Source organism: Ensifer sp. LC11, assembly GCF_001695835.1.
GTDB lineage: Bacteria > Pseudomonadota > Alphaproteobacteria > Rhizobiales > Rhizobiaceae > Ensifer.
Genome location: NZ_MBSO01000021.1, coordinates 1 through 21,609 on the forward strand (window position 1 = coordinate 1; position 21,609 = coordinate 21,609).

The window sequence follows — 21,609 nt, forward strand, 5'->3', positions numbered from 1 at the left end:
TCCACCCACCTGCAGGGCCAGCTCGTCGCCGTGCACCCGGCCTATGACGAGGCCTTCGACGGGTTTGCGGCACCCGAAGTGCGCGGCAACCCGAAGGCAAGGCAGGCCTGGGCGGTGGAACAGGTGAAGCTGGCGCTGACCGCCTCGAAGAACCTCGGGCTGAACGCGATGGCGAGCTTTTCCGGCGCGCTTGCCTGGCCCTTCGTCTATCCCTGGCCGCAGCGGCCGGCAGGTCTCGTCGAGACCGCTTTCGACGAGCTGGCGAAGCGCTGGAGGCCGATCCTCGACCATGCCGAGGAAAACGGCGTCGACATCTGCTACGAGATCCATCCGGGCGAGGACCTGCACGACGGCATCACCTACGAGATGTTTCTCGAGCGCACCGGCAACCATGCCCGCGCCTGCATGCTCTATGACCCCTCGCACTACGTGCTGCAGTGCCTCGACTATCTCGACAACATCGACATCTACAAGGACCGCATCCGGATGTTTCACGTCAAGGATGCGGAGTTCAACCCGACGGGGCGCCAGGGTGTCTATGGCGGCTACCAGGGCTGGGTCAACCGCGCCGGGCGCTTCCGTTCGCTCGGCGATGGCCAGGTGGACTTCGGCGCGGTGTTCTCGAAGATGGCCGCCAATGATTTCGCCGGCTGGGCCGTGGTTGAGTGGGAATGCGCGCTGAAGCATCCGGAGGATGGTGCGCGCGAGGGTGCCGATTTCGTCAAGCACCACATCATCCGCGTCACCGAGAAGGCCTTTGACGATTTTGCCGACGCCGGCACCGACGAGGCGGCCAACCGGCGCATGCTCGGCATCTGAGGTTGGCGTAACCGGAGGGGGCGATTGCCCCTCTCCTCGGGTTTAACCCGAGGACTAACCCTCTCCCCGCAGGCGGGGCGAGGGGACGCGGACTGTGGCCGGCGATGGTCGTGGTCAGGTTTCTGTGGTCCGAGCGGGGCCTGCATATCCCTTCTCCTCGCGCGCGGGGAGAAGGATATGCAGGCGGATGAGGGGCACTTGCTCGAAACAAACAACACACGAACGGAAACAGGGGAGACGACAATGGCAGAAGGAACGAGCGAGAAGCGCGAGCGCCGCATCCGGCTCGGCATGGTGGGCGGTGGCTCGGGTGCCTTTATCGGCGCGGTGCACTGGTGGTTCCAGTTCGCGTAATCTATCGAGTGGAATTCGACACACAAGCTACATCGCTTCCTGGTATCTACGAGACCAGCGCGGACATGTGCTTTCATCAATCACTTTCACCCGGCACGAGATCCATGGGCCAGAGCAGTCGCGCAGATCTTGCCGGATAGAAGTGGGCAAAAGCCGGCATCGTTGCGAGCAGAGATTCGGCAAGTGCAATCCCGAGGTCGCGCAGGGAAAGACGGAAGGATGTCAGCCGCGGCGACAGGAATTGCGAATGCGGACTCTGGCGACCGATGATCGCCATGTCATGCCCGGGCCTTATTCCGGCCTCCACCAGCCCGCGATAAAGGCCGACGGTGATCGCTTCATTGATGAGCACGACTGCCGTCGGTCGGGTCTCAAGCGCGCTTAGTTCACGGGCGATCTGGTAGCCGCCCGCCTCGTTCGGGGTTGAACGGAATATGTGGCGCTCGTCGAGGCGAAGCCCGTGGCGGGCAAGGGTCGCCCGGCACTGATCTTCAAACACATAGCCTAAGTTCATGTCGTCATGCGGTCGCGTAATCGCGACGTGCCTGTGGCCGCGGGCGACGAGTCGATCAATGGATGCCTCGGCCATGCCCTCGAAATCCAGATCGAGCCAGGGTTGACCGACATCCGTCAGGCTTCGTCCCAGTGTGATGAACGGGATCTTGCGCTTGGCCAATAGCTCGAAACGTGCATCGTGGCGCCGGGTCGCCGAAAGGATGATGCCGTCGGCAAATCCACGGGCAACGACACGCTTCAAGTAGTCGTTCGGATCCTCCTCAGAGGAGCAGAGCAAGGCGACGAGATCGAGCTTATGACGAGCAAAAACGGTTTGAACACCGTCGAAGACGCTCATGAAGAAGGTGTCGCCCTGACCGGTAATTTCGGACCCGGTCTGCATCATGAAGCCGATGACGCCGGTCGCCCCCTTCCTGAGCGCACGGCCCGATTGGTTGGCGACATAACCAAGGGATTCCGCTGCTTCCAGCACCCGTTTTCTGGTCTCTTCGTTGACGTCGGGCTTGCCGTTCAGCGCGCGGGACACCGTGCCGATCGAGATATCGAGGTGTTCGGCAAGTTCGCGAATCCCCTTCATTTTTCCGCGTTCCTCCCCAGACCCGCGACTGGCCATTTTCTCACCTCTTGACATAAAAACCCGTTGCCGCATAGTATCGTAAACGTTTACGGAAGCCAATTGAGGAGTTGCCGCTTCCGTTTCTTGGAGGAAATCACGTGCGATACAGGGCCGTTTTGTGCGGGTGCGGAGCTATGGCCAAAGGCTGGCTGAGAGCGCTTTCGGAGAGCGATGTTCTTCGGGAGAAAGTGGAAGTCGTCGGCTTGGTCGATCTCGATCGGGCGACCGCTGAGGCGCTCGCCACCGAATTCGAATTGGGCGACATCATAATCGGCACGGACCTGCCGACGGTTCTTCGCGAGAGCCGGGCCGACCTTTTGTTCGACATCGTCGTTCCGGCCGCGCGCCGCGCGGTGGTCGCCGCCGGTCTTGCCCACGGTTGCCACGTTCTAAGCGAGAAGCCGATGGCTGCTACGCTCGAAGAGGCGCGCGAGTTGCGGCGGCTTGCTGCAGAGACTTCGCGCACCCATGCGATCGTTCAAAACCGCCGCTTCATTAGTGGCGTTCGCCGCATACGCCGCCTCATCCAGTCCGGCGCACTCGGTGAACTGACGGCGCTGCATTGCGATTTCTTTCTCGGGCCGCATTTCGGCGGGTTCCGTGAACAGATGGACAATGTCCTGCTGCTCGACATGGCCATTCACACCTTCGATGCAGCGCGTTTCATGTCGGGTAAGGACCCTCTTTCGGTCTACTGCCACGAATACAATCCCGAGGGCTCCTGGTATCGCCACGGCGCTGCCGCCAATGCGATCTTCGAGTTCTCCGATAATGTCGCCTTCACTTACCGCGGCTCCTGGTGCGCTGAGGGCGCTAACACCAGCTGGGAAAGCACGTGGCGTATTACCGGTTCGAAGGGCACGCTGCTTTGGGATGGCGGCGATCGCTTCGACGCCAATGTCGTCACGGGTCGTGAGGGCTTCATGCGGTCTGTCGCGCCGATCGCGGTGCCCGAGGCCGAAGACCGTGCCGACACGCACGGTCATGCGAGCGTGATCGAGCATTTCATCCGCGCAATCGAGGCGGGAACCGTGCCGGAAACAGACGGCAGCGACAACATCAAGAGCCTTGCCATGGTATTCGGCGCGATCGACAGCGCCCGGGATGGCAAGCGCGTCAACATTGCAGCTTAGGGAGCCTGTTTTGACCGACCCCAGTAAATCTATCCGCATTGGCACGATGATCTCGGCCACGAAGGGCGGCGCCGACAGGCGCATCGGCCAGATCGCCGACATGGGCTTTGAGAGTTTCGAGCCCTTCTTCTGGCAAACCACCAATGGCCAGGACCTCGCCGAACTCGGAAAGCGTTGTGTGGCGGCGATCGGCGACCGCGACATCACCATCTCCACGCTCGGCATGTTCGGCAATCCGCTGGAGACGACCGCGCTCGATGAAGAGACCCTGCAGGGGTGGCGAGACTGCATCGACAACGCCCACCACTTCGGCGCCAGTTGCGTTGCCGGGTTCACCGGCCGTGTTCGTGGCAAACCTCTGACCGACAGCCTGCCGCGCTACCGGGAAATCTGGTCCGAATTGTCAAAACGAGCGGCCGACAGGGGCGTGAAGATCGCATTCGAGAACTGCGCGATGGACGGCAACTGGCAGAGCGGCGACTGGAACATCGCGCATAATCCGGACGCCTGGGAGCTGATCTTCAATGAGACGCCGGATGATCACATCGGGCTCGAATGGGAGCCATGCCATCAGATGGTCTACCTGATCGATCCGCTGCCGCAGATCCGCAAATGGGCGAAAAAGATCTTCCACGTGCACGGCAAGGACGCGACCATTCGCTGGGACGTCATTCGCGAACACGGGATCTTCGGCAAGGAGAAATTCGTCTTCATGCGCACGCCCGGCTTCGGCGACACCAACTGGACCGACGTGATTTCCGAACTTCGGCTGGCCGGCTGGTCCGGCTCGATCGATATCGAAGGCTGGCATGACCCGGTCTATCGCGACGATCTGGAAATGACCGGTCAGGTCCATGGTTTGAATTACCTCAAGACCTGCCGGGGCGGCGACTTCGTCATCGACCCGGCCTGAGACGTGCATGTCGGCCGGCATGGAGGATGCCGGCATGGGGATAACCAAAGGAGGAGAAAATGGCTATCCGCGGATCCGCAATCCTGGGCGCTCTCGCCCTTGCAGGTGTTTCTCTGTTCGGTCTCGCTGCCAAGGCGGAAGATGTGACGATCAGCGTCTGGTCGCTCGATCGGGACATACAGCCCGCACCGAACCTGATATCGGACTTCAACAAGCTGAACACCGGCATCAAGGTCGAATATCGCCAGATTCAGTTCGACGACGTCGTCAGCGAGGCGATGCGCGCCTACTCGACCGGGCAAGCACCCGACATCATCGCCGTCGACAATCCGGAACACGCGCTCTTTTCGTCTCGTGGCGCATTCCTCGATCTTACCGACATGATTGCCAAGTCGACCGTGGTGAAGACCTCGAACTATTTCCCGGGACCTCTCGCCTCCACCATGTGGGACGGCAAGAACTACGGCCTTCCCAAGGCTACGAACACGATTGCACTCTACTACAACAAGGACATGTTCAAGGCGAAGGGGCTCGATCCGGACAAGCCGCCACAAACCTGGGACGAACTGGTCGATGCAGCCCGCAAGCTAACGGATCCTGCGGCCAATGTTTACGGGCTCGCGTTTTCGGCCAAGGCGAACGAGGAGGGGACGTTCCAGTTCCTGCCCTGGGCCCAGATGGCAGGCGGCGGCTACGAGCACATCAATTCGGACGGTGCCGTCAAGGCGCTCGACATCTGGAAAACCATCATGACGGAGAAGCTGGCTTCTCCAGATACGCTGACCCGCGGACAGTGGGATTCGACTGGTACCTTCAATTCCGGCAACGCCGCCATGGCTATCTCCGGTCCGTGGGAACTCGACCGAATGGTGAGCGAAGCGAAGTTCGACTGGGGCGTCGCGCTGCTGCCGGTGCCTGAGCTCGGCGCGGAGCGTTCGTCGGCCATGGGCGATTTCAACTGGGCGATCTTCTCCAATACGCAACACCCGGCCGAAGCGTTCAAGGTGCTCGAGTATTTCGCCTCCCAGGACGACCGGATGTTCAAGGACTTCGGCCAACTGCCCGCCCGTTCCGATATTGCTATTCCGGAGACCGGCGTCCCGCTCAAGGACGAAGCCCTCAAGGTCTTCGTCGAGCAGCTCAAGTTCGCAAAGCCGCGTGGGCCCCATCCGGAATGGCCGAAGATCTCCAAGGCGATCCAGGACGCGATCCAGGCGGCCCTGACCGGACAGATGACGTCGAAGGATGCCCTCGACCAGGCGGCGGAAAAGATAAAGGCGGTCCTTGGCTAAAGCCTCGGGGCAAGGCGGCCCGCACGTTCCAAACTGACCGGAGCAGCCGGCCGCCTTTCACAAGCGCTCAATCGCATCGAGGCGATGGGGCGGGAAAACCGCAAGATCATGCCGGGTAGGCTGGTCGTTCTAGTTTGCAGGCCGAGTTGTGCGAGCGGTGTATGCTGGTGCCTTGGCGGCGGAGGAGCTCATGAAACGCTTTCTATCCAGCATGATCGACGGCCGCGGCTTCGATATCGGCCTTGTCAGCCTGCCGCTCGCATTCCTGCTTACTCTGTCCGGTCTGCCGCTGCTCTACAATATCGTCATGAGCTTCCAGGAGGTCGACATGTTCAGCCTCGGCAGCTTCTGGCGCCCCTTCGTCGGTCTCAAGAATTATCGCGATCTGTTCGCTCAACCGGAAACGTGGCCAATCCTGGCCAACACCGCGACCTTTGTCGCTGCCTCGATCGCCGGCCAGTTTCTCGTCGGTTTCGGTCTGGCATTGTTCTTCTGGACGAGCTTTCCAGGCGCCTCGTGGCTGCGGGGACTTTTCCTGGTGTCCTGGGTGATGCCCGGCCTTGTGGTCGGTGCGATTTGGAACTGGATCCTCTCGGGCGACTTTGGCGTGCTCAACTTTATCCTGCGCGAAACGGGGCTCATCGACGGCAATATCTTCTGGCGGTCAGACCCCGGCTTCTCCCTTTGGGCCGTGATCATCGCAAATATCTGGCTCGGCACATCCTTCAACATGATCCTGCTGTCCGTTGGCCTTTCGGCCATCCCGCGGGATCTTTATGAGGCGTCCGAGCTGGACGGCGCCAATGTCTGGCAACGATTCTGGACGATCACGCTGCCGATGATGCGCTCATCCATCGGCGCAATCATGGCGCTCGGGCTGATTTTCACGCTGCAGCAATTCGATCTTTTCGCAGCCATCACCTCGGGAGGGCCGAACAACGCCTCCAACGTTACGCAATACTGGGCCTGGGACTTGTCGTTCCGCCAATACGATTTCGCCAAGGGCGCGACGATTTCCGTGATCATGATAGCCTTCGTGATGGTCGCATCAGTCGTCTACGTGCGCTCCACACGGCATGAGGTGCGCGGATGAGCAATGTATCCCGCGACCGTCTGCTTCTTGCCGTCGCAATCATCCTCGCCGGCATCTATCTGTTCCCGCTCTACTGGATGTACATCACCACGATCAAATCCGGGTCGGAGATGTTTGCCACCCCGCCGACCTTCTGGCCAACAGATCCCCAATGGCAGATCTTCGGCAACGTCTGGCAAAGCCGCAACATGGGCCGGTACATCTGGAATTCTCTGGCCATTGCCTGCGGAGCAGTCTGTGTCATCACCGTGCTCGGTGTCGGCTGCGCCTACGTGCTGGCGCGCTATCGCAACATCTGGGTCGATATCGGGCTCTTCCTCATTCTCATGTTGCAGGTGCTTCCTGCCTCACTGATGGTCACGCCGATCTTCGTGGGTTTCTCTCAGATCGGGTTGCTCAATTACCCCCGCCTTGCGGTGATCCTTGCGATCGCGGCGAAAAGCATGCCGTTCTTCGTGGTATTGGTGCGTGCGACCTTCATGAGCGTGCCACAGGAATTGGAGGAAGCGGCCCTTGTCGACGGTAACTCGAGGGTCGGCGCTTTCTTCAACATCGTCCTGCCGCTCGCCCGAAACGGCATTCTCGTCAGCGCCATTTTGATCTTCATGCAGGCCTTCGGCGAGTTCGTCTATTCGAAATCGATGATCCAGGCCGTCGAACTGCAACCGGCCAGCGTCGGATTGAATTCCTTCATGGGGCCGAACACCAACGAGTGGAACAATATCATGGCCTATGCGGCGATCTATGTGACGCCGATTCTCGCCATCTTCGTCCTCCTGCAACGCCGCATCGTCTCTGGCCTCACCTCGGGAGCGCTCAAATGACCGCCCAGATCGAACTGACCAACGTAAACAAGTACTATGGCGCCTATCATGCCCTGAAGGACATCGAGCTTTCGATCCGCAAAGGCAGCTTCACCGCGCTCGTTGGCCCTTCCGGTTGTGGAAAGTCGACGTTGTTGCGATCGCTGGCCGGGCTGGAAAACATATCGTCCGGCACGCTCAAGATCGCCGGCGAGGTGATGAATGCCGTGCCGCCGCGCAAACGGGATGTGGCAATGGTTTTCCAGTCATACGCACTCTATCCGCACATGACCGTTGAGGAAAATCTGACCTACAGCCTGCGCATCAAGGGTGTTGCCAAGGCCGAACGCAAGAAGGCGGCAAATGAAGTTGCCGCCGTAACCGGGCTTACGCATCTGCTCGGGCGCTACCCGCGTGAGCTTTCCGGCGGCCAGCGGCAGCGCGTGGCGATGAGCCGGGCGATCATCCGCCATCCAAAGGCATTTTTGTTCGACGAGCCGCTTTCCAACCTTGATGCGGCCCTTCGCGTTCATATGCGCAAGGAAATCCGCGCGTTGCACGACCGCCTGGGGGCCACGTCGGTCTATGTCACCCACGACCAGGTCGAAGCGATGACCATGGCCGACCACGTCGTCATCATGCGCGACGGAGTTATCGAGCAACAGGGCAGCCCGCTTGAGCTTTATGACCGGCCGGCCAACAAGTTCGTGGCCGGGTTCATCGGATCCCCGGCCATGAATTTCTTGCCCGCGATCGGCGGTCAAGATGGACGGTCGATCATTTTGGACCTTGGTCTCAAACAAACGATCGCCCTCGGCCGTACCGTGCAGCCGGGGCAGGCCCTGAGCATCGGCTTGCGTCCGGAGCACATCGAACTTGCTGCGCCAGGGGAGGGCATTCTCTCGGCGCCAGTGGCGCTGGTCGAATCGACCGGGGCGACGTGCTTCCTGACAATGGCAACGACGCCCGAGCTATCGGTGGTCTTCAATGGCCGATCGGTGGCAAGAGCCGGCGATAGGGCCGGCCTGAACTTCGTGCCCGGGAGCATGCATCTCTTCGACGCCGAGACCGAACGGCGTTTGCCCGGTTGAACGGTGGAGGAGTATACCGCACCGAGTTGCTGCTCAGCGAGCACGGCAGACCTACAAAGCGAAGAAGAGAAAGGAAGCTAGTTCGATTCCCTTCAGGGCGGCTAGATTTTCCCGTGGTCCGATCGTCAGTCGATTCCAACGACCTTCGTCGGTGTCCATTACCTCCACCCTCCCTTGACATTGTCTCGTTCACGTGGCGGATGTTCGTCCTCCGGCATGTTCGTCGATAGCGGAAATGATCTGTTCCCAATCTCCGGGATGAATTTCGTGGCCGCCGCCTTCGATCTTCACGAACTTCGCATCCGCTACAGCGCGCGCGAGTGCCTCGCCGTGCTCAACCGCGAAAACCGGATCGGTCGTGCCATGAATGACGAGAAGCGGCACCCTTATTTCGTTCAGCCGGCCTTGCCATGTCTCGCCAACGTCAAAAAGGACGATATGGTTGGCAGTGTTGAGATAGCCTCCGGACCGGTCGAAGTCCCGTTCAAGGAAGGCACGGATCCTGGCTTCGTCAAATGGATGCGCCTTGCTCGCTGTCAGGCGAGCATCTTCGACCAGGTAGGCGACCGTGTCTGCTCGGTCCGACCAGTCCGCCTCCACGGACATATGTTCCATCCAGGCCTCGTCGCTTGCGGGAAACTGGGACGTGTCCATCCCGACCGGCGACGTGCTGATCGCCGTCAGCGAAAGCACATGCTCCGGATTCTTCAGTGCAGCCACCTGGCCGAGCATGCCGCCGAGAGAAAAGCCGACAATATGACTGTTCGAAATCCCGTAGCCGTCGAGCACGCGGAAGACGTCATCGACGGCGTCATCGAAGGTGTAACCCGGCTGACCGGCGGGATATTTCGTTGAAAGACCGGTGTCGCGTTGGTCGTAGCGGATGACGAAGTGGCCCGTTCGGCGAGCCGCTGGCAGAATTCCTCCGGCCACCACAGCATCGAGGCCATTCCGCCCATGATCAGAATTAGCGGCGGCTGGGCTCGCCAAAGCTCTGCGTTGCGAGTTCGACCCCATCGGTGCGGATCACCAGCTTGCTCATGCGACACCCTCGCGCAGCAGCGCCGCTTGTACCGCAGGCCGCTTTTCGATCCTGGCAACATAGTCGCCAAGCGGCTCGGGCAGGGGAAATCCGAGTTGAGCCGCGCCCCACGCAAGTTGGAAGAGATAGGCATCCACGACCGTAAAGGTCTCTCCGAAAAGGTAGTCCCGATCCAATCGGCCCGCGAGGAAGCCGAACCAATGCAGCAGTTGCTGGCCCGTGGGCTCCCTGACATCCTCCGGAAGCGACAGGTAGGTGGGAAACCGCTTGTGAATCTCAGTCGCGATGAAGCTCAGCATCTCGAGCAGGCGGTAGTGGCCCAGATGACCCTGGGGTGCAAGTTCGGCCGCCCGGTCGGCGATCCAAGTCAGGATCGCGACATTTTCGGTCAGCACTTCGCCATCGTCGAACATAAGGGCGGGCACATTAGCCCGTGGGGTTGATGTCCGTGTAGCGGCCGCCGCCTTCGATCTGTTTCGTCTCGAGGTTGACCTTGACCAGGTCGAACTCAATGCCAGCCTCCAGCATCGAGATATAGTCGGCCAAGCTGGTAAAACCTGGCGCCGAGTAAAGCTTCATCGATCCAAGTCCTTCCTTAGTGATTGGAATTAACAACCAGTTGTAGCTTAGGCACGGTATATTCGATAATGCAAGCGGTTCCTTGAAAGATGAGGAAGGAGGTGAAACGCCCATCGAACGGCGGATCAATCGCGCGGTTGCAGCGCTGGTAGCCTCTTTGTCGCCCGCGCTCAGGCGGAGGCCGATTGGAAATCTGGCACGTGGAGGACCACTCGGTTGCGTCCGTTTTTCTTTGCCTCATATAACGCTTCGTCGGCTTGCCGCTGCAACACCTCCGAAGATACTCCCTCGCCGCCGTGTTTCAGGACGGCCAGTCCAACGCTGACGGTGACATAAGCGCCAACGCTTGATCTCGGATTCGGCAAGGAAGCGGCTTCGACGCGGCGTCGAATTCGTTCCGCCACCGCCACGCCTTCCTCCTCATTGGCATCCCGCAGAAGGATGAGAAACTCTTCGCCGCCGTAACGCGCAACCTGATCGCGATCGTCGCGCAGGCTGCTCTGGATGATGCCGGCCACTTTTACCAGACAGCGATCCCCTTCGGCATGGCCGAGGCTATCGTTGAGTTGCTTGAAGTGGTCGATATCGCACATCAGAATAGCTGCGCTCTGGCTTTGCGCGGCCTCGTCGCTCCACACTTTGAGCGCGTCCATCATCCAGCGGCGGTTTGCGATACCTGTGAGCGGGTCTGTTCTTGCGAGCAACTCAAGACGTGAATTGGCGTCCGTCAGTTCGGCGAGCCGAGACCGGTCGCGCAGTTCGAGCAGAAATGTCTTGTGCGCCAGAATGCTAGCTGTGCGGCGCGCGACAACCGTCGCCACCACTCCGCTTGCAAAGAAGAGTGCTCCGGCCAGCGCATTCCCGGAAGCGATTTCTGGGTTTTGCAGCTGAAAGACAAGATAGAGACCGAGCACAAAGACGGCGATCGCCATCGACCATTCGAGCGGAACGGGAAATATGATAATCGCGGTCACGGCGACGAAAAGCATGATCGCGTGGGACTGGCATGGGGGCGCGGTGGGCTTGACAAAAGGACACCGTTCAAAATATAGGGTAATCGTTAACCCAAATTAGGTCGTGTAAAGATCGTGGCAATTTCGCTTTCTGATATCGCGGAGCGTGCGGGCGTCTCGGTAAAGACGGTTTCCGGCGCGTTGCACGGTGGCTCCGCCCGCATGTCGGATGATACGCGCCAGAAGGTGAAGGCGATCGCCGAGGAACTCGGTTACGTGACCAATCTCGCCGCGCGCGGTGTGCGTCAGGGGTGGCTGCCGCTGGTCGGTGTCGTTTCCGATGGCTTGATCACGTCACCGTTCGCCACCGAAATCGTGCGCGGGCTTGACGGTGCTGCGCGCAGTGCCGGCATGGCGGTGTTTGCGGTCAACCACAGCAGCGGACAGTCAATCGGCTCGGTGGTCGACGAGGTGCAACAGTTCCGGCCCCGTGCCGTTGCCTATGCCGCCATGTACCACAAGGACATCGACCTGCCGCCGACACTCGCGGGCTCCGTCGGCGTGATGATCAATTGCCGCGAGGCCTCCGGGCGCGTCACGTCACTGGTGCCCGACGAAGAAGGTGGGGCGCGGGAGATCGTGCGTTACCTGCTCGCCTCTGGCCGCCGCCGGATCGCCTTCATCAACCTGCCGGGCATCCTTGCTGGGGCGCTACGCGAGAAGGGTTTCCGCGCCGCTCTTGAAGAGGCAGGCATCGAACCGATTGGTGTGCTTCCAGCCGTGCGCCGCAGCGTTTACAGCGATCGCGCTCCGAGCCTCGTCGCCTCGCATGTCGAGACATTGCTGGCCACCGGTCAGCGACCGGACGCGATCCTGTGCGGCAACGACCGTGTCGCGATGGAAGTCTACGCGGCCCTTGCGCGCGCCGGCCTTAAAATTCCGGACGACATTGCGGTAGCCAGTTTCGACAACCAGGTCGAGCTGGCCTCGCGGCTGGATCCGCCGTTGACGACGATGGCCCTGCCGCACCGCGCGATGGGCCGCCTGGCCATGGAGATCCTGCTCGCAGGGGAGCCTGAGCCGCCGCATCTGCGAAAGCTGCCGTTTCATCTGGTCGAGCGGGCATCGGTTTAGCAACCAGCATTCTTGTCGAATTGAATAGGAGGAGAAGATCAATGACGACATATTTGGGTAATCGTTTACTTAGTTCACTTTTCGCGTCTTCTGCACTCTTGTGGAGTGCGGGTTTTGCAGAGGCAAAATCCGTCATCCACGTGATGCACCAGGGTGATCCGGGTTGGGTGAAGGCCTATGGCGACGTCGCCAAGCGCTTCGAGGAAGCCAATCCCGATATCGACGTCGAGATGATCTACGCGCCGCACGACGCCTATAACGAGAAGTTCAGCGCCGCCGTCATGGCCAAGCAGTTGCCGGACGTGATGGAACTCGATGCGCCGTTTCTGGCGAACTACGTCTGGTCGGGCTACCTGCAGCCCATCAAGCCGCTCGTCGACAAGGATGTGCTCGACGACATGACGGGCTCGAACATCGCCCAGGGCACCTATCCGATCGACAAGGATCTCTATGCGATCGGCCTTACCGACTCCTCGGTCGTGCTTTACGGCAACAAGAAGTATCTCGAAGCCATCGGGGCACGCATTCCGAAATCCGTCGACGATGCCTGGACGCGCGAGGAATTCGAAGGCTACCTCGAAAAGCTCTCCAAGCTCGAAGGCGTGAAGTGGCCGATCGACACGTTCCGTGGCTACGGCATCAAGACCGAATGGATCACCTATGCTTACGGCCCGCTGCTCGAAAGCGCTGGCTGCGACCTGATCGATCGCAAGGCGTGGAAAGCGAGCGGTACGCTCGACAGCGAAGCCTGCGTCAAGGCGCTGACCATGATGCAGACGTGGGTGAAGAACGGCTGGGTCGTCCCCACATCGTCCGGCACCAACCAGTTCTATGCGGAGGGGCAGCCGGCAGCGCTCGCCATGGGTGGGCACTGGTTCTACGCGGAAGCCGCCGCCGCGATGAAGGACAATATCGTCGTCATACCGCTGCCGAAGATCGGCAACAAGGGCGTCAGCCCGAACGGCACCTGGATCTGGGGCATCTCCGCGAGCTCCGAAAACCCTGAAGCCGCCGGAAAATTCCTGAGCTTCCTTCTGAAGGACAAGGACTACCGCGACTATGCAAAGACCCAGTCGGCCTATCCGGGCTTGAAGAGCTTTGCCGCTGAATCCCCGCTCTACGCTGAAGGCGGGCCGCTTGCCGTCGCCTTCGAGCAGGCCTCGAAGACCGCCGTCGCCCGTCCGCCGCACCCGGCCTATCCGACGATCACCTCGGCCTTCATGCAGGCGGTCGACAAGATCTTCAACGGCGGCGATGCGCAGGAGGCGCTGACGGCCGCGGCGAAGAAGATCGACCAGGACATCGAGGACAACGCCGGCTACCCGCCCTTCGACGAGCAGCAATAGGGCATCCTTTGCAAGGCCGCCCGGCTGGCCGGCCCTGCGCCACCTTGGGAGGATGAGCAAATGAGGAGGAGACCATGACCTTGCAAGAGACGTCCGCGGCCGCGCTGCCGCGCCCCGCCAGGCGGCGCGACCGGCAGCGGTTCTGGCAGGAAGTCGCGATGATCGCACCGGCCGTGCTGCTGCTCGCCGTCTTCCTGATCACGCCGTTTCTTTTGTCCTTCTGGACGGCGATGACCAATCAGCCGCTGGTGCCGCGTCCGACGCCGGTGCGTTTCGTCGGCTTCTTGAATTTCCAGCGGGTCTTCACCGACCCGCTGTTCTGGACCTCGCTCTGGAACGTCACGCGCTTCACGGTGTGGGTGCTGCCGGTTCAGTGCGGCATTGCGTTCCTGACCGCGCTGCTGCTGCACCAGAAGCTGCCGATGCAGAACGTTCTGCGCGGCATGTTCTTTCTGCCGGCGATCACCTCTATGGTTGTCGTCTGCGTGATCTGGGGCACGCTTTTCCAGTATCCGAGCGGTCCGCTCAACCAGATCGTCGGTTTTCTGTCCGGTGGCATGATCCAGCCGATCGACTGGCTCGGCGACCCCAATTGGGCGATGTTTTCGATCGTGTTGCTGTCGGCCTGGCAGGCCTATGGCTTCCAGATGATCATCTATCTTGCGGGCCTGCAGGGTATTCCGGAGGAGCTTTATGACGCGGCCCGCATCGACGGCGCGAGCGCGCTTCGCCGCTTCTGGCACGTCACCATGCCGGGCCTGCGTCCGACCCACGTCTTCGTGCTGGTCATCACCACGATCCAGGCCTTTAAGCTTTACACCCAGGTTGCGATCCTCACCCAGGGCGGACCGAAGGAAAGCACGGAGACCGTGGTGCACTACATGGTGCGCGCCGGCTTCGAGGAACAGAAGCTCGGATACGCATCCGCCGTCTCCGTCATTCTCTTCGTCATCGTTCTTCTGATCGCGCTCCTTCAGCGCAAACTCCTGAGGCGCTTCGATGTCTGATCTCGTTCTCAGCCAGCCAGCCCCGCTAGCGATCCCCCGCGGCAACAGCAAGACGGGCCTGCGTATCGTCCAGACCGTCTGCATCTTCATCATCGCTCTGGTAATGATCTCGCCGCTCTTCATGCTGCTGATCGCCAGCCTTAAGGATGACCGCTTCCGCATCCTTGCCGACATGGGCAGCTTCCGCGCCTTCTGGGTCAGCGAGCCGACCCTGTCGAACTACCGCGAGATCGCCAACTTTTCAGGCGAACTTGCCTATGGCCGCTACCTCGTAAATTCGCTGGTGATCCTCGTCGTCACCGTCGTGTCCGGGCTGATCATCAATTCGATGGCCGGCTTCGTGCTTGCCTGGGGGACGCTGCGCGGAAAGGCAATCCTGCTCGCTCTCGTGGTCGCGCTCTACGTCATCCCGCAGGAAAGCATTATCATGCCGCTCGTCGTGATGATGTCGCGCGCCGGACTGACGGATACGTTCGCAGTGCAGATCCTGCCCTGGGTGGCAAGCCCGCTCTATGTCTTCCTGTTCTACCAGTTCTTCGCGCAACTGCCGAAGGAACTCTACGAAGCTGCGGAGATGGATGGCGCGTCGGCGTTTCGCATCTATCGGTCGATTTACATGCCGCTGAGCCTGCCGGCGCTTGCGACGGTCTCGATCCTCATGGGGATCGAAAGCTGGAACCAGTACCTCTGGCCGACGCTGGTCACCCAGACCGACTATGCCCGGCCGATCTCGGTCGCGATCGCCACCTTCTTCGGACAGGACAGCATTTACTGGGACCGCGCAATGGCCGCGTCTGTCTTGATGATGATCCCCGTCCTCATTCTCTACCTCGCCTTCCAGCGCTGGTTCGTAAGTTCGTTCGTCGGCTCCGCCGTGAAAGGTTGACTATGACTTCGCAGACAAAACCCGCAAGCCCCGTGCTTGAAATCGTCGAGGCCGAACTCCCGGCCGGGACCGTGCTGCATCTCTGGTTGAAGGCGCGCGAAATTGGCGACGAGGCGAAACTGTCGGTCACCTTAGATCGCAGTGAGATTGCCGGTCCGTCCACGCGCCGCGCCGGGGAGTTCGAATTCTTCGCGGTGACGCTCGGGACGGCGGGTCGCACCGTGCTTGCCTATGATGCCGAAACAACTGCGCTCTCCGTCGCCTATGCGTTCCACCCGCAGACGGTGCTGGAGGAGGGGATCCGCGTCCTCCATCACGCCGTCCGCACTGCGCCGCCTGAAGTTGCCGGCGGCTACCACTTCCGCCCGCCCTTCGGCTGGATGAACGACCCGAACGGCTTCGGCCGGTTCGAGGGCCTCGGCCATCTCTTCTATCAGCACTATCCGCATGGCTTGCGTTGGAACACCATGCACTGGGGCCATGCGGTCTCCAAAGATTTGATCCGCTGGACGCACCTGCCCATGTTCCTGTTTCCGGCGGATCACCTGTCGGAAAAAGACGATGGCCGTGGCGGTGCCTTCTCCGGCTCGGCCATCCCCGTGTCAGGGCCGGACGGGGACGAAATCCGCGTCTTCTACACCGAACATGTGCGAGATCGGGAGCCGGAGGAGCAGATCCAGCTCTCCGCCGTCAGCCGTGACGGCATCATCGCCGGCCCGTCCGAGGTGATCCTGCCTCTCCGTCCGGAGGGCCTGAACCTCACCACTGATTTCCGCGATCCCTATGTGTTCAAGGGCCCGGACGGCCGGTGGAAGATGTTGCTAGGCAGTCGCGACCGATTGGGCGGTGTCGTCCTGCTTTACGAGACGGCAGATCTGCAGGGTGCCACGGGCTGGACCTTCCTCGGCATCATCCATCGCGAGGACGGTTTCGGCATGACCGCGGCGGAGTGCCCCTGCATGCTGCCGGTCGGCGGCATGGCGGATGATCCGCAGACCCGCTGGGCGCTGATCTTTGGCCTGCTCACAAGCCGTGACCCGGCCACCGGCCGGCGCAACCTCACATCTGTCACCGTCGGCCGCTTCGACGGCCGGGCGTTCACGGCCGAATTCGAACAGGAACTGGATTTCGGCTCCGACGCCTACGCCTTCCAGGGCTTCGTCGACGGCGACGAACCGGCTGGCATCGCCTGGCTTGCCAACTGGACGGATTTTTCCAAGAAGGACGATTTCCCAACGGCGATGACCCTGCCGCGTCGCGTGCTCCTCGACGGGGACGCCGTGTTGACACCGCCGGTCGCGGCCGTCGAAAGCCTGCGCCACAGGCTGCTCGATGAATCAGCCCTTGCTGCGGGCGAAACGGTTCCACTCGAAAGCGGTGCGGTTGAGATCGTGCTTGCACTGCCCGAGGCCGGCGCGGCCTTCGAGCTCGTCCTCGATCACCCGGATGTCACACTTGGCGTCAGTCTCGATGACGAAGGCCTTGCAATCCTCTTCGATGCCGCTACCGGCAAGCCGCCACCGCGATATCTCGCATCCGGCGCCAGGCCTTCGGAACTGCGCATCTTCCTCGATGCCGGTTCGATCGAGGTCTTCGCCGACAACGGCCGCTGGACAGGCACCAAGCGCCTCCCGGGATTTGCCGCCGCGCGATCAGCAAGGCTGACCGGCGCCGTCATGGGCGCGAAAATCTGGCAACTCAAGCTTTGAGGGAGGAAGAAAAATGGCATCGGTAGCGATCGATTGCGTTCTGAAACAGTACGGCGCGGCCTCCGTCATCCACGGCGTTTCCGTGGACATCGAGGACGGAGAATTCGTCACGCTCGTCGGACCTTCCGGCTGCGGCAAGTCCACACTCCTGCGCATGCTGGCGGGCCTCGAGGACATCAGCGGCGGCGAAATCCGCATCGACGGCCGCGTCATCAACGACGTGGCGCCGAAGGAGCGCGACATCGCCATGGTGTTCCAGAGCTACGCGCTCTATCCGCACATGACGGTCGCGGAGAACATGGGTTTCTCCCTGAAGCTCCAGGGTCGCGACAAGGCGACGATCGATAAGCTGGTGAAGGAGGCGGCCGGCATCCTCGCCCTCGACCCATTGCTTGACCGCCTGCCAAAGCAGCTTTCCGGCGGCCAGCGCCAGCGCGTCGCCATGGGGCGGGCCATCGTGCGTCACCCCAAGGTGTTCCTGTTCGACGAGCCACTCTCGAACCTCGACGCGAAGCTGCGTGTGACCATGCGCAGCGAGATCAAGGACCTGCACCGGCGCCTCGGCACCACCATCGTCTATGTCACGCACGACCAGATCGAGGCAATGACCATGGCCGACAAGATCGTCGTCATGCGTGCCGGTCGGATCGAACAGATCGGCAGACCGCTCGACCTTTACGATCGCCCGGGCAACACCTTCGTTGCCACCTTCATAGGATCGCCCGCGATGAACCTTTTCGAAGGCACCATCAGCGATGGCGGCTTCTGCATTGAAGGCGGGGTTTGCCTGCCACTACCGGCGTCGGTTGGCACCGGCACTGTCCGCACCTACGGCATTCGCCCCGAAGACCTGGAGCTTGCCGAAACCGGTATCCCGGCGACCGTGCTTACGGTCGAGCCGACCGGCGCCGAAACCCATCTTCTGGTGCGCGTTGGCACTCAGACTGCCGTGCTGGTGTTGCATCGCCGCGTGGACCTTAATCCTGAGGAGCAGATATACCTCTCGCCGAAGAACCAGAAGATCCATCTGTTCTCCGCCGAAGGCGCCCGGTTTAACTGATCTTTTGGTACCCCTAGACGCGGGTCGCCAGTTCGAATCTTTTCAAGGTGAGGGAGAGAAAACGTCCGCGAAACAGGCTTTCGGTCATCGGGGGTGAGTTGGCGTTACTACCAGAGAGCTCGTCACTCGACTGGTATGGCTCCCGGGAACTTCTACGAACCGCCGAGGACTTCTGAGTGTGGCCGGTACAGCCGGACTATGTAGTTCCAGCCGGCCTCGATCGGAAGGCCGTTGGGTATTTTGCCGTCGCAGCCGCCGAATTTTACGTCGAGCCGACGGCCGAGTGCCGACTTCTGCGCGGTGACGTTGTTGATGGAGTAGGCATTGAGGTCGGTGGGCGACGTCATTCCTTCGCTTGTTTCGACAGCTGCGGCTGCTTCCACGAGCCGTCGAGCGCTTCAGACTTCGGCCACTAGAGTCGCATGGCCAGGATAATGGGCCCCTCCGGTGCGGGCAGCCAGTTCACTTCCTTCTCCCCGCCCGGCGAGTCGTGCTGTACGAAGAGCGTGAGACCGCCGTCGGCGTCCTGTTTTAAGTTCGGCAGCATCGACGAGTTAACGAGGTAGCGGTTGATCGGGTTGTCGTAGAGCAGACTCATCGCGTCGACAAACCGCATGATCGCCTCGTCGAAACGACCGCCCAGGTACCCGGCGAGTACGCCAAGAATGCCGCCAATCACGAGAGCGATTGCTACTCCGCAAAAGGATACCATCGGGGCAATTCGCTCCCCTCGAGGATGCGGCTAAAATAGTCACGCCCGATCTGGTCGGTGCCCATCAGGAATTCCGACGACGGCGGCATGAGCGGGGCGCCGACGAGAGCACTGGCGTCGTACGGCGCGATCAGCGGGCTCAGGGCGCCGAGCAACAGATGCATGACAACGACGATGACGATAGCTCTTGCGAACGCGTGGATCGAGGACGAGGACGGCAAGATCGGCCACAAGATTTGCGGCGATCACTGTGAGAGCGGCAAGAAAGGCGATTGCCTGAATGGTCGGAATTTCGCGCTGGGAGATCGCCCGCAGCAACTCGCCACCGGCGCGGCTTCAATCCGCGCCCGTCGTCTCTACCGAGGTCTGGCCAAAGGAGTCCGCAGGATTGAAGCCGCGCGTCAAGCGCCGCAGTGGCAGCATCACAGCACGGCTTCCAGAAAAGCGTTGATCTTGCGTGACGAGCGTCGTTCCTGGAGGCAGGCCAGCCGATATTCGGTTCTCACGGCGCAATCGGCGATGCGAATGGTTTTCAGGCGGGAATGGGAGACAAACTCAAAATCGGCGACGACGCCAATACCAAGCCCTCGCTCGACAGCCTTCCACACCCCTTCTCGACTGCCAATTTCCAGGAACGGGCTCAAAGCTATGCCGGCACTCTCAGCAATTGTCTCCAGAGCTCGGCGCGTCGTTGACCCTTGTTCGCGAAGAATGAGCGGCTGCCCTTCGATCTCCCTGATGCTGATCGCGTCTCGACCATACCAAGGATGATCGCAGTTCACGAAGACGACGACCTCATGCGTACTGAAGGGCACGGTGTGTACTCTGGGGTCGTCAACCAGGTGGGCCAGGATCGCGACATCGGCTTCGAGATTGAGGATCCGGGAGAGCGTGAGATCGGAGTTGCCCAGCAGCATGCTGACCTTGAAGAGGGGGTAACGCGCCACAAAACGTGCGATCATTTCGGTTGCGTGGAATGGACCGACGGCAGCGATCTGCAGTTGCCCGGTCGTCAGGTGACCGCTGCTGGATAGAAGGTCTTCCGCTTCTTCGTGCAGCTTCAAGATGCGCGTGCTTATCTCGTAAAGGGCACGCCCGGTTTCCGAAAGTTCGACGCGACGGCCCTGCCGAAGAAACAGTTCCACTCCGTAGCGCTCTTCAAGCTCCCTGACCTGTGTCGTCACCGTCGGTTGGCTCACGCGCAGCGCGTTTGCTGCGGCTGTGAAACCGCGATGTTCGGCCACCGCATGAAATGACCGAAGATGGGTAAAAACGATGGCCACGACCATGCTCCTACAAACTGAGGCAGGCCACCATGCTGTGCGCACCGCTCGCTGTCCATAGGTTTTCTATATGAATAAGCAATAAACTATCAATTGGACAAATGTGACGCACGGCGCGCTTAATACCGTCCGAAGACGAAATTCGGAGGAAAGCGATGTCGCAATCGTGGAAATACGCCAACCCGGTCAACGTCACCTTTGGCGCGGGATCCATATCCAGAATCGGCGAGAAGGTTGCAGGCCGCAGCTACTGCCTGCTGACATACAATGATCACCCGGCTTTCGATGCGTTGGTGGACCGCGTCTCCAAGGAAGCCGGCCGACCATCGGTTGTGGTACGCGACGTCGAGCCCAATCCGAGCTTTCAGGGCCTTCGCGCCGCATGCGCCGCGTTCGCTGCGACTGCGGAGGTTCCGCAGGTGATCGTGGCAATCGGCGGCGGCTCCGTGATCGATACGGCAAAGGTCCTGGCCGCTTCGGGTAAGGATTTTGCACGCGTCCAAGCCTATCTTCAGGGCCGCGCTGGCGCCGACACCCTTCTTAATCTGCCGATCATCGCGGTTCCGACCACGTCCGGCACTGGGAGCGAGGTGACGTGTTGGGCCACGGTGTGGGACACCGACGCGAAGAAGAAATATTCGCTCGCCCACGAAAGCCTTTATCCCGAACATGCGATGCTTGATCCGGAACTCACGCTTGGCATCCCCCGTGCGCTCACGCTGAGCACGGGTCTCGACGCTTTGTCACATGCGCTTGAAAGCATCTGGAACGTGAATGCCAATCCGGTCTCATCAAACCACGCCGTTTTCGCGGCGCGTGAGATCATGGTGGTTCTGCCCCACTTGCTGGAACGTCTCGACGATCTCGATCTCAGGTCACGTATGTCCCGGGCAAGCCTTCTTGCAGGTCTTGCGTTCTCGAACACCAAGACGGCGCTGGCACACTCGCTTTCATATTACCTCACGCTTCACCACGGCACGGTTCATGGGATCGCGTGTTCATTCACGCTGCCGGCGATCCTGCGCAGCGTGATCGGGAAAGACGCGGCCTGTGATGCGGCACTCATGCAAATCTTTGGAGAAGATCTCGTTCGTGGCGCAAATGATCTCGACGCCTTTTTAGCGGGCCTTGGCGTGTCCACCCAGGCGACGGACTACGGCGTGACCCAAGACAACTGGCTGAGCGCTATCAACGACGCACTTCTGGGCGAGCGCGGCCGCAACTTCATCGGCAGCCGCGACGCAATCCTCGCCGCAGCATAAGGGAAC

General features: G+C 60.9%; 20 protein-coding genes and 3 pseudogenes. 14 read left to right on the plus strand and 9 right to left on the minus strand.

Annotated elements, in window-relative coordinates; genetic code table 11:
* Positions 1 to 819: sugar phosphate isomerase/epimerase (locus BBX50_RS15540; RefSeq protein ID WP_065776238.1), on the plus strand; the 819-nt coding region annotated here is incomplete at its 5' end.
* A 430-nt stretch (positions 820 to 1,249) separates the two neighbouring features.
* Here the strand turns inward: BBX50_RS15540 and BBX50_RS15545 are convergent.
* Positions 1,250 to 2,266 (minus strand): LacI family DNA-binding transcriptional regulator, encoded by a 1,017-nt coding sequence (locus BBX50_RS15545; RefSeq protein ID WP_065776239.1) that lies wholly within the window; start codon positions 2,264 to 2,266, stop codon positions 1,250 to 1,252.
* Positions 2,267 to 2,403: 137 nt separating this feature from the next.
* On the opposite strand from BBX50_RS15545, the gene BBX50_RS15550 reads away from it, so the two are divergent.
* The 6 genes from BBX50_RS15550 to BBX50_RS15575 all read left to right on the plus strand — a co-directional run bounded on the left by BBX50_RS15550 (position 2,404) and on the right by BBX50_RS15575 (position 8,630).
* A complete protein-coding gene (locus tag BBX50_RS15550; protein ID WP_083213647.1) occupies positions 2,404 to 3,438 on the plus strand; it encodes a Gfo/Idh/MocA family oxidoreductase in 1,035 nt (344 codons plus the stop codon).
* Positions 3,439 to 3,448: 10 nt separating this feature from the next.
* On the plus strand, positions 3,449 to 4,351 hold the full coding sequence (locus tag BBX50_RS15555; protein ID WP_065776241.1) for a sugar phosphate isomerase/epimerase: 903 nt from the start codon (positions 3,449 to 3,451) through the stop codon (positions 4,349 to 4,351).
* Positions 4,352 to 4,410: 59 nt separating this feature from the next.
* Positions 4,411 to 5,643 (plus strand): sugar ABC transporter substrate-binding protein, encoded by a 1,233-nt coding sequence (locus BBX50_RS15560; RefSeq protein ID WP_065776242.1) that lies wholly within the window; start codon positions 4,411 to 4,413, stop codon positions 5,641 to 5,643.
* A gap of 190 nt (positions 5,644 to 5,833) precedes the next feature.
* Entirely contained in the window at positions 5,834 to 6,736 is a 903-nt protein-coding gene (locus BBX50_RS15565; RefSeq protein WP_065776243.1) for a sugar ABC transporter permease, read from the plus strand.
* Positions 6,733 to 7,560 (plus strand): carbohydrate ABC transporter permease, encoded by an 828-nt coding sequence (locus BBX50_RS15570; protein ID WP_065776244.1) that lies wholly within the window; start codon positions 6,733 to 6,735, stop codon positions 7,558 to 7,560. The genes BBX50_RS15565 and BBX50_RS15570 overlap by 4 nt, the downstream gene beginning before the upstream one ends.
* The gene (locus BBX50_RS15575; protein WP_065776245.1) at positions 7,557 to 8,630 is read left to right on the plus strand and encodes an ABC transporter ATP-binding protein; all 1,074 of its coding nucleotides are present in this window, start codon (positions 7,557 to 7,559) and stop codon (positions 8,628 to 8,630) included. Before BBX50_RS15570 ends, BBX50_RS15575 begins: the two co-directional genes overlap by 4 nt.
* Before the next feature lie 189 nt (positions 8,631 to 8,819).
* Here the strand turns inward: BBX50_RS15575 and BBX50_RS15580 are convergent.
* From BBX50_RS15580 to BBX50_RS15590, 4 genes and pseudogenes are all read right to left on the minus strand, one after another.
* Positions 8,820 to 9,672, minus strand: a pseudogene (locus BBX50_RS15580) (alpha/beta hydrolase).
* Positions 9,669 to 10,085: a glutathione binding-like protein gene (locus BBX50_RS15585; protein ID WP_244513164.1), complete on the minus strand. Its 417-nt coding sequence runs from the start codon at positions 10,083 to 10,085 to the stop codon at positions 9,669 to 9,671. The pseudogene BBX50_RS15580 and the gene BBX50_RS15585 overlap by 4 nt, the downstream one beginning before the upstream one ends.
* A 13-nt stretch (positions 10,086 to 10,098) precedes the next feature.
* The gene (locus BBX50_RS30770) at positions 10,099 to 10,251 is read right to left on the minus strand and encodes a hypothetical protein (protein WP_244513165.1); all 153 of its coding nucleotides are present in this window, start codon (positions 10,249 to 10,251) and stop codon (positions 10,099 to 10,101) included.
* 170 nt (positions 10,252 to 10,421) lie between these two features.
* Positions 10,422 to 11,243 (minus strand): annotated as a pseudogene (locus BBX50_RS15590) (diguanylate cyclase); the annotation flags it as partial.
* A 96-nt stretch (positions 11,244 to 11,339) separates the two neighbouring features.
* Between BBX50_RS15590 and BBX50_RS15595 the strand changes: the two are divergent.
* The 6 genes from BBX50_RS15595 to ugpC all read left to right on the plus strand — a co-directional run bounded on the left by BBX50_RS15595 (position 11,340) and on the right by ugpC (position 18,346).
* On the plus strand, positions 11,340 to 12,338 hold the full coding sequence (locus tag BBX50_RS15595) for a LacI family DNA-binding transcriptional regulator (RefSeq protein ID WP_065776247.1): 999 nt from the start codon (positions 11,340 to 11,342) through the stop codon (positions 12,336 to 12,338).
* 41 nt (positions 12,339 to 12,379) lie between these two features.
* Positions 12,380 to 13,684, plus strand: a complete 1,305-nt coding sequence (locus BBX50_RS15600; RefSeq protein ID WP_139108289.1) for a sugar ABC transporter substrate-binding protein — start codon at positions 12,380 to 12,382, stop codon at positions 13,682 to 13,684.
* 74 nt (positions 13,685 to 13,758) lie between these two features.
* The gene (locus tag BBX50_RS15605) at positions 13,759 to 14,691 is read left to right on the plus strand and encodes a sugar ABC transporter permease (protein ID WP_065776248.1); all 933 of its coding nucleotides are present in this window, start codon (positions 13,759 to 13,761) and stop codon (positions 14,689 to 14,691) included.
* Entirely contained in the window at positions 14,684 to 15,577 is an 894-nt protein-coding gene (locus tag BBX50_RS15610) for a carbohydrate ABC transporter permease (RefSeq protein WP_065776249.1), read from the plus strand. Before BBX50_RS15605 ends, BBX50_RS15610 begins: the two co-directional genes overlap by 8 nt.
* Before the next feature lie 2 nt (positions 15,578 to 15,579).
* Complete coding sequence (locus BBX50_RS15615; RefSeq protein ID WP_065776250.1) at positions 15,580 to 17,286, plus strand: glycoside hydrolase family 32 protein; 1,707 nt, start codon at positions 15,580 to 15,582, stop codon at positions 17,284 to 17,286.
* 13 nt (positions 17,287 to 17,299) lie between these two features.
* Entirely contained in the window at positions 17,300 to 18,346 is a 1,047-nt protein-coding gene (gene ugpC / locus BBX50_RS15620) for a sn-glycerol-3-phosphate ABC transporter ATP-binding protein UgpC (protein ID WP_065776251.1), read from the plus strand.
* Positions 18,347 to 18,498: 152 nt separating this feature from the next.
* Here ugpC and BBX50_RS15625 read toward each other — a convergent pair whose 3' ends face one another.
* From BBX50_RS15625 to BBX50_RS15640, 4 genes and pseudogenes are all read right to left on the minus strand, one after another.
* Positions 18,499 to 18,693 carry a hypothetical protein gene (locus BBX50_RS15625; protein ID WP_065776252.1) on the minus strand — a complete coding sequence of 65 codons (195 nt, stop codon included), beginning with the start codon at positions 18,691 to 18,693 and terminating at the stop codon, positions 18,499 to 18,501.
* 68 nt (positions 18,694 to 18,761) lie between these two features.
* Positions 18,762 to 18,941 (minus strand): annotated as a pseudogene (locus tag BBX50_RS30775) (DUF1214 domain-containing protein); the annotation flags it as partial.
* A 95-nt stretch (positions 18,942 to 19,036) separates the two neighbouring features.
* Positions 19,037 to 19,279 (minus strand): hypothetical protein, encoded by a 243-nt coding sequence (locus BBX50_RS15635; protein ID WP_139108290.1) that lies wholly within the window; start codon positions 19,277 to 19,279, stop codon positions 19,037 to 19,039.
* Between the two features lie 201 nt (positions 19,280 to 19,480).
* Positions 19,481 to 20,341, minus strand: coding sequence for a LysR substrate-binding domain-containing protein (locus tag BBX50_RS15640; protein WP_161490876.1), 861 nt, complete (start codon positions 20,339 to 20,341; stop codon positions 19,481 to 19,483).
* Positions 20,342 to 20,496: 155 nt separating this feature from the next.
* Between BBX50_RS15640 and psrA the strand changes: the two genes are divergently transcribed.
* Complete coding sequence (gene psrA, locus BBX50_RS15645) at positions 20,497 to 21,603, plus strand: iron-containing alcohol dehydrogenase PsrA (protein WP_065776256.1); 1,107 nt, start codon at positions 20,497 to 20,499, stop codon at positions 21,601 to 21,603.
* The last annotated feature ends 6 nt before the right edge of the window (positions 21,604 to 21,609 follow it).